The 12,798-nt window shown below is 66.2% G+C and carries 7 protein-coding genes; 3 read left to right on the forward strand and 4 right to left on the reverse strand.

Annotated elements, in window-relative coordinates; all coding sequences use genetic code 11:
• Positions 1–72: 72 nt before the first annotated feature.
• Positions 73–1,416 (reverse strand): ATP-binding protein, encoded by a 1,344-nt coding sequence (locus tag VGE27_RS15200; RefSeq protein WP_331050519.1) that lies wholly within the window; start codon positions 1,414–1,416, stop codon positions 73–75.
• Positions 1,407–3,821, reverse strand: a complete 2,415-nt coding sequence (locus tag VGE27_RS15205) for a zinc-dependent metalloprotease (RefSeq protein WP_331050520.1) — start codon at positions 3,819–3,821, stop codon at positions 1,407–1,409. Before VGE27_RS15205 ends, VGE27_RS15200 begins: the two co-directional genes overlap by 10 nt.
• 276 nt (positions 3,822–4,097) lie before the next feature.
• Here VGE27_RS15205 and VGE27_RS15210 point away from each other — a divergent pair, with 276 nt between their 5' ends.
• Genes VGE27_RS15210 through VGE27_RS15220 form a run of 3 tightly spaced genes read left to right on the forward strand, consistent with a single transcriptional unit; the run spans position 4,098 to position 10,211 of the window.
• The gene (locus VGE27_RS15210) at positions 4,098–7,076 is read left to right on the forward strand and encodes a TonB-dependent receptor domain-containing protein (protein WP_331050521.1); all 2,979 of its coding nucleotides are present in this window, start codon (positions 4,098–4,100) and stop codon (positions 7,074–7,076) included.
• A gap of 2 nt (positions 7,077–7,078) precedes the next feature.
• Positions 7,079–8,548: a hypothetical protein gene (locus tag VGE27_RS15215; RefSeq protein ID WP_331050522.1), complete on the forward strand. Its 1,470-nt coding sequence runs from the start codon at positions 7,079–7,081 to the stop codon at positions 8,546–8,548.
• A 34-nt stretch (positions 8,549–8,582) separates the two neighbouring features.
• Entirely contained in the window at positions 8,583–10,211 is a 1,629-nt protein-coding gene (locus tag VGE27_RS15220; protein WP_331050523.1) for an alkaline phosphatase D family protein, read from the forward strand.
• 4 nt (positions 10,212–10,215) lie between these two features.
• Here VGE27_RS15220 and recD read toward each other — a convergent pair whose 3' ends face one another.
• The gene (gene recD / locus VGE27_RS15225) at positions 10,216–11,988 is read right to left on the reverse strand and encodes an exodeoxyribonuclease V subunit alpha (RefSeq protein WP_331050524.1); all 1,773 of its coding nucleotides are present in this window, start codon (positions 11,986–11,988) and stop codon (positions 10,216–10,218) included.
• Positions 11,985–12,798 (reverse strand): PD-(D/E)XK nuclease family protein (locus VGE27_RS15230; RefSeq protein WP_331050525.1); only part of this gene is annotated, 814 nt, incomplete at its 5' end. The genes VGE27_RS15230 and recD, both read right to left, overlap by 4 nt.

A 12,798-nucleotide genomic window follows, 5' to 3' on the forward strand; every position in this document is an offset into this window, starting at 1 on the left:
CGGTCACACGCCGCGCTCTACGCCCCACGGTTCATTGAAGACGACCTGACCGCGTAGCGTCAGGCGCGGCCATCACGCGATGCGCGCCGTGGTGCGCGTGTCGCTGCCTGCGGGAATCCAGATCGTGAAGGTGGTGCCGGAGCCTGGCTCGCTCTGCACCACCAGCCGGCCTTGGGCTTCGCGCACGATTCGGTCCACCAAGGGGAGGCCGAGTCCAGAGCCACCGCGATGCGACTTGGTGGAGAAGTGTGGCTCGAAGATGCGGCGACGGGTGGTGTCATCCATCCCCATGCCATTGTCCTGCACCTGAAGCTCGAGGCCGGCAATGCCATCCGACTCGACATCGGCGGTGCGCAGGCGCAGGGTGCCGCCGTCGGGCATCGCGTCGCGGGCATTCAGCGCGAGATTGATCACCGCCTGCTCCAACTGCAGGCGATTCAGCGCGGGGACGCGGCGGGCCTTGTTGTCCACCAGCAACGTGATGCGGCGCCCCATCAGGGCACGCAGCAGCGGCTCCATGCGATCGAGCCGGAACGGTGCCGCGCCGTCTTCTTCGGTCGACTGCTGGCGCCCCATGGCCAGCAGCGTGCGCACGGTGGCCGACGCCTGCGTACCCACCGTACGAATGTCGCCCACTACACGCCGTGTTTCGTCGTCGATATCGTGTCCGTCCAGCACATCAGCGCAGGAGGTCATCACCTGCACCACATTGGCGAAGTCATGCGCCATGCCAGTGGCCATCGCGGCCACCAGTTCACCACGCTGCAGCAGCTCTGCCTCCCGCTGCGCCTCCAGCATGGCACGCTGCCGTGATTCCAATGCGACCTGGGCATCACGATAAATGCGAATGGTCTGCCCGACCACACCGGCACAGAACCACAGGCCGGAGAACATCATGATCATCGTGACCGCGCGGTACAGCCACGGCAGCTCGGACTCGGCGGTCGGCGTGGGACGCATGCCGTAGGCATTGAGCGCGACGCCGATGATCACCATGCTGACAAAGAAGAGCAGCAGACTGACGGCCAACTTGCGGCTGAAGAACAGCACCGTGATGGTGAGCGCCACGGCGACACCGGTCGCGCTTGGCGCACGAGGGCCGTTGAGCACCAGCCCGATAGCAGTGCCTACCGATGTGAGGAGGACCGCACTGGCGGCGCGCACGGTGACCGAACGATTGGGCGACGGCAACAACAGCCAGCCCACGACGGGAATCATGAGGTACAACAGGAAAAGTGCCGGCAGCGATCCTTCCTGCTGCCAACGCACGAGGGCGCTCACCGTGAAGGCGGGCGCCCAAACCCACAGAATGATGCGAGCCAGCAGCAATACCGCAGACTCGCGCGTGGCCGCCAGAGGTCCATTCACCTCGGGCGGCCACTGTGTATCATCCGACGGAACGTCGATCAGGGCCACGGCAGCGTGATCACCGGATAGCGCGGACGCAGTTCCGGTCGGTCGTTGCCATCGATGAAGCGCTGAATGTCATGGCGGGCAGCTACGACATGCGCGCTGGCGGCAGCATCGCCCGCTGCCGGCGTCGCCAAACGCGTCTGCAACTGTCGCACATGCGTGAGTGCCGTGGCGCGCACATCAGGCATGGCGCGCGCATCACCCGCCAGATCGAGCAGCACATCGAGTGCCGCACGCTGCGAGGCCCGCAGCACCGCTCGTTCGGCCGGTGAGGCAGGCGCTGCCACGCCCCACGTACGCTGCACGATCGTGCGCATGACTTCATCGAGCGTGAGTGCCTGCGGATCACGCGCCGCAAAGAGCACCACACGGGCGGCGCGATCGCGATCGAGCAGGTAGCCGATCACTTCCGTGGCCAGACCACCGGCGAGCGTGATGGCGTCGAAGGCCGGACCACCGCTGCCTTCGATCCACGTCTGGTCGGTGTTGAAGCCTGGCGGCGGCGGCGGAATCAGCTTCTGTACGCGCTCCGGTACCGTGAGCTCCGCTGGCGCGAGTGCATCGAGCGCGAGCTTAAGCGCGCGGCGCTGGTCGGCGGCCGGCAGCACACGCGTGGGCACCTGCCCATCACCGCGCAGGGCAAAGCTGAAGTCCATGCCGCCCACGTACTTGCTCACCCCTTCCAGCGAATAGCGGTGATGCAGGTACACATGCGCAAAACGCATGTTGAGCAACGCCAGCGGTTCACCCGGCTGAATGGCGCGATCGTCGAACTTGTCCATCAGCACGCGACGCACCTTGCTGCTGCGCGTGACGGCATCGAACATCGTGGCGCCCTCATCCCAGCGCGTAACTTCGGGGATGGAGCCGTTGGCATTGGCGTACGTGTCGTTGATGAACCGCACGTTGCGCGTCAGACCATCCTTCATGATGGCGGCCAACCCCGACTTCTCAGCGTTGGCATCCGGGTACCACGTGTAGCCCAGCTTGATGGCCAGCGTATCCCAGGCACCAGGGCCGGTGCGGAAGGCATCGCGCAGGTCCACACCACCGTTCGCGTCCAGCGTGATGAGCGGGAACGGATAGTCCATCACGCTCGAACGGCCCTGCGAAGACGCGATGTAATTGTGCGACAGGCCAATCGTGTGGCCGATTTCGTGCGCGGCGTGCTGACGACGACGCGCCATCGCAAACGATTCGGCGGTCACGTTGGGACCCGACGCCCCGAAAGCCGGCACCGTGCCCGCCCAGATGTTGTAGTCGATGAGCGAACGCCACGCGTCCATCCGCACCACGGCGCGGATGATCTCGCCCGTGCGGGGATCGGAGTAGCTCGGCCCCACGCTCGGGCCCGGGCCGGTGCGGTGCACCCACATCAGCATCGAGTAGCGCGCGTCCATCGGATCGGCGCCGGCCGGCAGATCGAGCACGCGGAACGCATTGCGGAAGCCGGCCGCTTCGAACACCTTGGCCCACCAGTTGCCACCCTCTCGCATCGCTTCGCGATACGGGGCCGGAATGCCGGGATCGAGGTAGTAGATGATCGGCGTGACGGGGTCCACCACTTCACCGCGCGCGTACGCGGCCGGATCCCGCGGCACCAGGCGCCAGCGGTTGATGAAGCCCGAGCGGTAATCACCGTCGAAGCCTTCGGAGAGATCGGCGAACTGCGTGCCGCCGTAACCGAAGCGCGGATCGTAGTCACGCGACCGGAACCCATCGCGCTCAGGCAGCACCACCAGGGAATGGTGTTCCTCGAACGTCAGTGCCCGGGCATCGGGCACGGTGCGCCCGAGCGAGCGATTGGGCTGATCGGCCACGAACGTGAGGACCGCATGCACTTCGGCGTTCTTCGGGAAAGCCTTGGTGCGCTCGCTGTCGAGATAGCTGCGCGCAGCGTCCACACGGTAGGGACCACCACCCGCCGCCCCCTGGCCACGCAGGCCATCGGCCACACCGTAGGCGTCTGCCAGAAATAGCGACGTCGCATCGACAGTGAGCACGCCCGAGTTGTCGCTCTCCACCGGGAACGAGGCCACGATGGACCGTGGGAAGCCTTCGCGGGCCGCGCGCTGGTTGGCCGCATCACCACCGGGCGCACGCACGGAATAGTTGTCGCGCACCAGGAGCACGCGGTTGCCACGACGTTCGAGACGCACAATGGCACTGGGACCGGTGGTGCCGCGGTCGAGGCTTCCGGTGCCGAGTCCGGTCGTGAGCGTGACCTGGTGGAGGAAATCCCGATTCAGCTGGGCGGCCGGGATTTCCAGCAGCGCGCGATTGCGGGCGTCATCCACGCGCACCCGCAGAAACGGCTCATCGGATTGCGCGCCCAGGGGCGACGCGGCCGCAATGGCCAGCAGCGCGCCAGCAGGCAGCGAGCGGAGGGCGGTGCGAAACAGAGACATGACCTGTCGGTTCGAGGAGGGGAACGTCTGCGGCCATAGCCTAACGATTGTAACGGCCTCCGGCGAGAGTGAAAACGCGAACGATCGTCACGAAACCGGCCGAAGTGACGCGATGGATGCAGACCGGCTCGTTTCGGCGGCGTTACCGATCTGTCGTCGCGCTGGCGAGCACGGCCGATAGCGTGGGATTCACGATGGCGCACCGACGGATATCCACCCGCGGTTGACGCCTGCGGCCTCTGCCGGCGGCCCTCTGCCCGCAGCACTCGCCACATCGTGACCTCCACTTCCGAGATCCTCGTGAATTCCGATCCGTTCATGCCACGCCGTGCGCGTGCGTGGCTGCCCGGCATGTGGCGTCTGGTGCACGTCGCCATGACGCTCCTCCTCCTCGCGGCCGGTGTGCCGCGCGACGTCCTTCACGCGCAGGGTGCGACCACCGTGTCGGGCCTGGTGCGTGATGAAACCGGCGCTCCCGTCGCCAACGCGCAAGTGCGACTGAGCCCGGAGCGTGGTGGCCAGTCGGACGAACGCGGGCGCTTCCTCATCGCGAACGTGATACCGGGTGAGTACACGCTCGAAATCCGTCGCATCGGCTTCACCGTCAAGCGCATGCCCGTCACCGTGCGTGCCGGAGCCAACGATGTGCCGATTTCCCTCGAACACTCCGCCCTCTCGCTCGACGGCGTCGTCGTCACGGGTCAGGGTGGTGAGATGGAACGTCGTCGTCTCTCCACCAACGTGGACGTCATCTCGCGCGATGAAATCGAATCGTCGCCCACCACGCGTCTCGATCAGTTGCTGCAGACCAAGCTGCCCGGTGCGCAGATCCGCCTCACGTCGGGGCAGCCCGGCACCACGTCGCTGATCCGCACGCGCGGTATCAACTCGGTGAGCACCAACTCCACGCCGGTCATCTACGTGGACGGTGTGCGCGTGGACAACCTGAACACGCCCGCCACGCTGGGCATGAACCTGTCCGGTGGCGCCCATCAGGGTACGGCCACCAGCGCACTCGCCGACATCCCGCTCGACAACATCGAGCGCATCGAGCACATCCCCGGCGGCGCGGCCACGACGCTGTACGGTTCGGATGCAGCGAACGGTGTCATCCAGATCTTCACGCGCCGCGGTGTAGCGGGTCCGACCCGTGCCAGCTTCGAAGTGGAAACGGGCGTGGAAACGCCGCAGACGCAGTTCCAGTTCTTCAATCGCACACGCGACCTGCTGTACCGCAACGGCGTGCTGCAGAAGTACAGCGGCAGCGTGGAAGGCGGCTCCGGTGGCTTCACTTACAGCATCTCCGGCAGCGCACGTGCCTCGCAGAGCCATCGCGTGCAGGGCGAAAACAACGCGCTCTCATTCCGCTCGGGCTTTGGCGCCGAGATGGGCCGCAAGGGTCGCTATCAGGGTTCGCTGTCGTACAACCAGGACGCCTATCCGCGCTTCCGGAACGGCAACTCGGGTGGCTACAACTCCATCTGGTTCGTCGAAGGCGGCCGCTCCAACGCATTCGGCTTCAACCCGAACATCGACCAGCTCGGTGATTCGGCGTGGCGTTCGCTGCAGAGCTTTGTCTCCAAGGCCGAGGCGCTGCAGGACAACACGGTGCAGGTGCGCCGCTTCACCACGTCGCATGGCTTCACCATCGAACCGATGTCGGGTCTGTCGGTGAAGGCGAACGTGGGTATCGACCAGCGCCTCACGCATGAACGGGCCATCACGACCAACGAGTTCCTGATTCACACGCGCCAGATCGCGGCGGGCGTGTCGGACCGTGGCACGATCCAGAACTACGACCGCACGTTCCAGGGTCTCACGGGCGAACTCACGGCGCAGCACCGTTACGATCGCGGCGCGCTGTCGGTGGTGTCGGCCCTGGGCGGCCAGCTGTTCCGCAACGATGACGTGCAGGTGGCCTACACCGCCACGAACGTGCGTGACGGTGCGCAGACCATCACCGGCGCCGGCGTCACCACGGGCGCAGATGCGGCCTTCCGCGTGGCCAACTACGGCCTGTATGGCCAGACAAACATCGGCCTCAGCGACCGCTACTTCATCGAACTCGGCGTGCGTGCCGACCAGAACACCGCGTTCGGTTCGACGGTGGGTGCACAGTACTATCCGAAGCTCGGCCTCGTGTACGAACTCACGCAGGAATCGTGGGTGCGCAGCCTCGTGAGCGAGCGCATTGTGCCGAAGCTCCGCCTGCGCGGCAACTACGGCGTGGCCGGCAACTTCCCGCGCCCGTTCGCCAACGACCAGACGGTCACCTTCTCCTCACTGGGTGGCGCGCTGGCCGCCACGTTCGGCCAGCCGGGCGATCCGAACCTGCGCCCCGAGCGCACGACCACGTTCGAAGGCGGCTTCGACGCGAGCTTCCTCGCCGATCGTGCGACGCTGAGCCTCACGGTGTACAAGGCACGCACCGATGACGCGTTGCTCAATGCACCGTCCGCACCGTCGTCGGGCCAGACGTCGCAGCTGCGCAACGTGGGTGTGATCGAGAACCGCGGCATCGAACTGCGCTCGTCCATCGTGCCCTGGTCGGGTCCGTCGGGTCGCCTCACGCTGTCCGGTTCACTCAACACGCTCAAGAACAAGATGGTGAGCACGGGCAACACGCCGGTGTTCAACCTCGGTGGCCTGAGCGAGCGCACCATTCAGGCTGTGGTGGAAGCCGGCCAGCCGGTGGGCTACCTGCGCGGCACCAAGGCATCTTTCAATCCCGACGGCACCGTGCTCCGCGTCGAGCAGCTCGCGTACCTCGGCAAGCCGCACCCGGACATGTTCGGCGCGATGTCAGCCCAGCTTCGTCTCGGCAGCCGCGTCACCGTGAACGTGGACGGTGACTACCAGTTCGGCGCCTCGTCGCACTCGTTCGACCGTCACTTCCGCTTCCAGTACGGTCTGCCGGAGACCATCGTGCCCGCCGCGGCAGTGCGGGCCGCCGGCGGCCCGGCGAATATCTGGCTCGACGTGTTCAATCTGTTCGTCGAGAAGACCGACTTCGTGAAGCTGCGGAACGTCTCGTTCGAATACCGCTTGCCCGATCGCTTCGTGCCGCGTGGCGCGCGTTCGGCCCGCATCAGCTTCGCTGCCAACAACCTGCTCACCTGGGCCGCGTCGAGCTTCGATCCCGAAGTGGATCTCTCGGGCGCCATCGGCCAGGGCGGCGCCGCCGTGGGCGGCTTCAACTACTCCACCGACTCCGCTGCACGCAGCTTCCTGCTGTCGATCGGCGTGGGCTTCTGATCATGACCCGACTCTCTGCCATTCCGACCACCTCGCGCCGCCTGCTGTGTGGCGCGACGGCCGCCGCCGCGCTGCTGCTTTCCGCGTGCGATCAGTTCAACCCCACCGGGGTCGAGAACCCCAACGTCACCAACAACGCCTTCCTGCGCACGCCGGATGCGTCGAAGCTGTGGGTGAAGGGCGTGGAGCGTACGTATCTGCAGACGATCAACTCGTTGATGGCCAACGTGGAAATCGTCTCGGACAACTACTTCAACAACTACACCACGCAGAACAAGGTCTTCGACCAGCCGCGCATCGACAATCAGGATCTCGACGTGCGGTCGATGTTCATCGACCTCGCCCGCCTGCGCGAGAGCGCCACGTACGGGATCGACGTGGTGCTGCCGGTGGACACGGTCAACCGCGCGCGCAACGAAGCGGATCTGCTGTTCTACCGCGCCATGGCATCCATCTGGGTCGGTGAATACTTCACCGGCATGCCGGCCGTGGCACTTGGCCCGGTCGTCGATGCGCCGGGTCATCTGCGTCTGGCTCTCGAGGACCTGCGGCGTGCCCGCACCCTCTACACCGACGCGGCGCTGCGTAACGCCTGCACGGCCGCCATGGCACGGGCTTACTACCGCCTCGGTGACCGGGCCAACGCGACGACCGAAGCTACAGCCCTGCTGGCGGCGGCACCGACGTTCCTGCGCAATGCCGTGTTCGAAGGCGTGACCGGCCCATCCAACTCGTTCCAGGGTCTCATCACCGGCTCCACCAACAACTACCAGCCGCTGCCGCGACTCGATTTCCTCGACCCCAAGTACCCGAACCGCGGGGCGCAGATCACGAGCCCCCAGGCGGTGCTCAAGGCCGAAGAAGCCCACGCCATCCTCGCCGAGGCCGCACTGGCCACTGGCGACGTCCCGGGCGCGCGCACCCGTCTCCGGGCGCTGCTCACGCTGGTCCAGTCCCGCCCGACCGAACTGGTCGACTCCCGCACGCAGAACCGCGGGCGGTCCGGCGGCACGGTGATCTATCCGGACAGCACCGACTACCGTGTGGCGTTCTCTCCCGGCGCACCGTTCCAGTCGGGATTTGTGCTCTATCGCCGTGGCGCAACGGTGCGCGTGGCCACAGTTTCGGGCACCTCGGTCACCGCTGAGCGGATCGACCAGATCGCCAACGCGAACGACGGCTACTACGTCCTGTATCTGATGCGGCAGGAGATCTTCTTCGCGGAAGGTCGTCGCTCCACCGACATCGGCCTGCGATTCCCGGTGCCGTTCGCCGAGGCGCAGGTGAACACGAACATCGACATGAGCGCGAGCTACATGTCCGCCGTGATTCCGTCCTTCCTGCCCACCAGCCTCGGCATGGACAGCTTCGTCATGAGCACCACGGCCCGCACCGTGGAGATCCGCAACGACGTCAACGCCATCCTCGTGGCGAACCGTACGTCGCCGCTGATCATGCCGTTCAAGAACTGACCGATCACCGCATCACACTCCATCAGGCCTGCGCATGACTGATCCCACGATTTCCCGGCGCCTGTTTCTCGGTGCCACCGTCGCCTCCGGGGCGGCGCTCCTGCGTTCCCCGCAGCAGCCTTCGCTCTGGTCGGCACAAGGACTCCTGGAGCGGGCACCGGGAATCGTGACATCTGAACGTCTGCGACCGGTGTTGCCGGGCGGCATCCAGACCGGCGATGTGCTGCCCGACCGCGCCATTCTCTGGGGCCGCACGGATCGGGCAGCGCAGTGCCTGGTGGAGTGGTCCACCTCCGAACGATTCACCAACGTGAAGCGGGTGCGCGGCCCGGTCGCACGGGCAGAGTCGGCATTCACGACCCATCTCGACCTGTCGGGTTTGCCGGCCGGGCAGACCATTCACTATCGCATGCAGTACGAAAGTGCCGATTCGCCGGGGGCGTTCAGCGAACCCGTCGTCGGCAGTCTCCGCACACCGCAGCGTGCCGATCTGCGCACCAATGTGCGACCGGTGCGCATCGCCTGGTCGGGCGACATGGTGGGCCAGGGGTGGGGCATCGACGAGGCGCGTGGCGGTTTGCGCATCTACGACGCCCTGCGGCGCGCCGAGCCCGATGTGTTCGTGCACTCGGGCGACAACATCTATGCCGACCAGCCGCTGGTGGCCGAAGTGAAGCTCGACGACGGCACCATCTGGAAGAATCTCGTCACCGAAGCCAAGTCGAAGGTGGCGGAGACGCTGGACGAGTTCCGCGGCAACTTCGCGTACAACATGCTCGACCCGCACGCGCAGAAGTTTGGCTCCAGTGTGCCCATGATCGCGCAGTGGGACGATCACGAAGTGGCAGACAACTGGTTCCACGATCTCGTGTTGCAGAACGACCCGCGCTTCACGGAGAAGCGGGTGCGCGTGCTCGCGGAGCGGGCCAAGCAGGCGCTGTTCGAGTTCCTGCCCATTCGCCGGCATGCCGTGGAACGCGACCGCGTGTATCGGTCGTTCTCGTACGGGCCGCTGGTGGAGATCTTCGTCGTGGATCTCCGCAGCTACCGTGGCGCGAACTCGGGCAACAAGCAGACCGAGCTCACCCCCGCGTCGTCCATTCTGGGCGCTGACCAGTTCAAGTGGCTCGAGCAGGGACTCAAGAACAGCCGCGCGACGTGGAAGATCGTGGCCTGCGATATGCCCATCGGCCTCATCGTGCCCGATCGCATGCGCAACGGTGAGCGCAACTACGAAGCCGTCGCCAACGCCGACAACGGCGTCCCGCTGGGCCGCGAGCTCGAAATCGCGCAGCTCCTGCGCTCACTCAAGGCGGGCAACGTGCGCAACGTCGTCTGGCTGACCGCGGATGTGCACTACGCCGCGGCGCACCACTATGCGCCGGATCGCGCCGCGTTCACCGACTTCAACCCGTTCTGGGAGCTCGTGGCGGGCCCGATGCATTCCGGCACATTTGGCCCGAATCTGCTGGACGGCACGTTCGGCCCCGAGGTGCGCTTCGCGAGTCCTGCACCCAAGCCGAATCGCCCGCCCAGCGACGACATGCAGTTTTACGGCACGCTCGACATCGATCCGCGCACGCGGGCGCTGACGGCGGGGTTGTGGGACGTCACCGGCAAGCGTCTCTGGAGCACGGAGATGCCCGACGAAACGCGCGGCTAGTCCGCTAGGAGCGCGATGTAGCGCCCGCCAACAAGCGATCCGTCAGACCGGAGCCGCGCACCACCGATCGGTGGATCGCGGCTTCGATCATTGTGTCAGTACCGACGACGGTGACGGCGCGGCGCGCCCGTGTCACGGCGGTGTACAACAGCTCCCTGGTGAGCACGCGGCTGTCGGCATCGGGCAGCACGATAAGCACGTGGTCGAACTCCGATCCCTGCGACTTGTGCACGGTCATCGCCCACGCCGTCTCATGCATGGGCAGTTGCGCGGGTGCAAAGGAGCGTACACCGCCATCGGGTGCCGGGAAGTGCACCATGGGCATACCATCCGCGGCCAGACAGACCCCCACGTCGCCGTTGAAGAGCTGCGTGGCTGGATCATTCGCAGTGATCAGCACGGGCCGGTGATCGTACCAGCCGGCAATTGAGCGCCCCTGCCGCTGCAACCAGCTTTCGATCAGCGCGTTGAGCCCGGTCACTCCGGTGGGACCGTCACGCAATGCACACAGCACACGGAATCGCCCCAGCGTCGTCAACGCATCAGCCGGCGCTGTGGTCGTCAGGAACGCCTGCACCTGAGGTTCGATCGCGCGCAGCAGTTCCGCGGCGCTGCGATGTGGTTCCTGCCACGCCACATCGGTGAGCGAGGCGTCCTGCAAGGCAGCCATGGCTCCCGCCCCATCGCCCAAGCGTGCGGCGTCGGCCAGCCGGCCGATGCCCACCTGCTGACCGAAGCGCCAGGAGTAGGCCAGCCGCACCACCGAGCGTTCCAACGCAGTCCCCTGCGCTACCGGCGACTCTGCGGCACGCGTGACATCACCCAGCACAAAGCCGGTATCCACGCTCGCCAACTGATCGGGATCGCCCAACACAATGAGGCGTGCCGATGGCTTGAGAGCCGCGAACAGCGCGTCCATCATGAGTACGTCCACCATGCTGGCCTCGTCGACGATCACCACATCTTCCGCCAGCGGGCGGTGTGCCCCGTACCGGAACCGCTGTGTGGCCGGGTGATAGCCGAGCAGGCGATGCAAGGTGCGCCCTGACAGTTGCGGCAGCACCGGGTCGAGTTCGTGCAGTCCATCTCGCACGGCCGCCGTGCTCACCGCCTCGAGGAGCCGAGCCGCGGCACGACCCGTCGGCGCGGCTAGCGCGATGGTGAGCGTGGGGTCACGATCGAGCAGCAATGCCAACAGGCGCGCGGCCACCGTCGTCTTGCCCGTGCCCGGTCCACCGGTGACAAAGACCAGTGGCCACCGCAGCGCGGCCTCGGCGGCGCGTGCCTGCCAGTCCACCCTGCCTTCCTGCGGTGGGAACAGCGCGGCAAAGCGAGCGGATGGCGCAGCCGTCGCGCCACCTGAAGATGCCGTCATCAACCGCTGCATCGCACGCGCCAGCCGCGTTTCCGCGCGATGATAGCGTGTGAGATACAGGCGCGACCCATCAAGGGTCAGCGCGGACAGATGCAACGCGTCGGTGATGTCACCCGATACGCTCACACCGCTGTGGCGCAGCAGATGCTGCCACTCAGCGAGGTCGGGCCAGCGCACGACGCGGCGACCCAGCGTCACGCTCCGCCCCGCATACTCGGCAAGATCCACACAACTGTTGCCCGTAGTCCGTTCGGCACTCACCAGACGCGCCGTATCGGCAAGCAACACCATGGCCGGCGACGACACCGCGTCGGTGCCGCGCGCCAGCGCGGTGCGCATGACGTATTCGGCAAACACGTCGTCGAGCGGCGAAAGCTCCACGGGGGTTACGACGCTGTTCATGCCCGACCTCCCGCGGCGGGCGATACGCCATCCAGCACGTCACTCAACGCATGGATCAGCGCGGCAGCGGGTCGGTCGACATACCAGCCACTCGTGTCTGCGGCATCGCCAGCGAAGCCGCGCAGAAAGGCGTAGGCGGCTCCACCGATGTGCGTGTCGTAGGTGTAGCCGGGCACTCGCTGGCGCAGGTAGCGATGAGCGGCGACGAGATACAGATGGTATTGCAGCGTGTAGTGATGGCCATCCATCACCTCCTGCAACGCCAGTGTGTCGTACGCACCGGGCTCGAAGCCCAGCTGGTTGGACTTCCAGTCCACCACGTACCAACGACCGTGGTGCTCGAACAGCAGGTCGACGAAGCCGGTGAGATAGCCGTGCACCCGCGTGACGCCAAGCCGGAGAATCTGCTCCGCATAGCGCTCGCCATGCGCACCACCGTGACGCGCGAACACATCGGCCAACGCCTGTCGCGTCATCGCATGGTTGGCGGACGCCAGCGGGAGCAGGAACTGCCATTCCCGCAGCGTGTGGTGTGTCGGCACCTCGTGCAATGCAAACCCGAACGTTGCGATGGGCGCGCGCAACAACCGTTGCATCATGGAGCGCGTGGCCTGCGCCCGTGCCTCGAACTCTCCATCCTTCAACGGGAGCCGCGACAGGTGCTCCTGCACCAGTGGCCGAAGCTGCTCCTCTGCCCCATCGAATGGGGCGTGCTCGAGAATGGCGTGCAGTACGGTGCCCGGCTCGGCGCCTGCCGGAAAGGTCCGGAAGTCGCTCGCGTCGGGCATCAACAGCGGCACCGGAGCGCCA

The sequence above is a fragment of the Gemmatimonas sp. genome, assembly GCF_036405635.1.
Lineage (GTDB): Bacteria > Gemmatimonadota > Gemmatimonadetes > Gemmatimonadales > Gemmatimonadaceae > Gemmatimonas.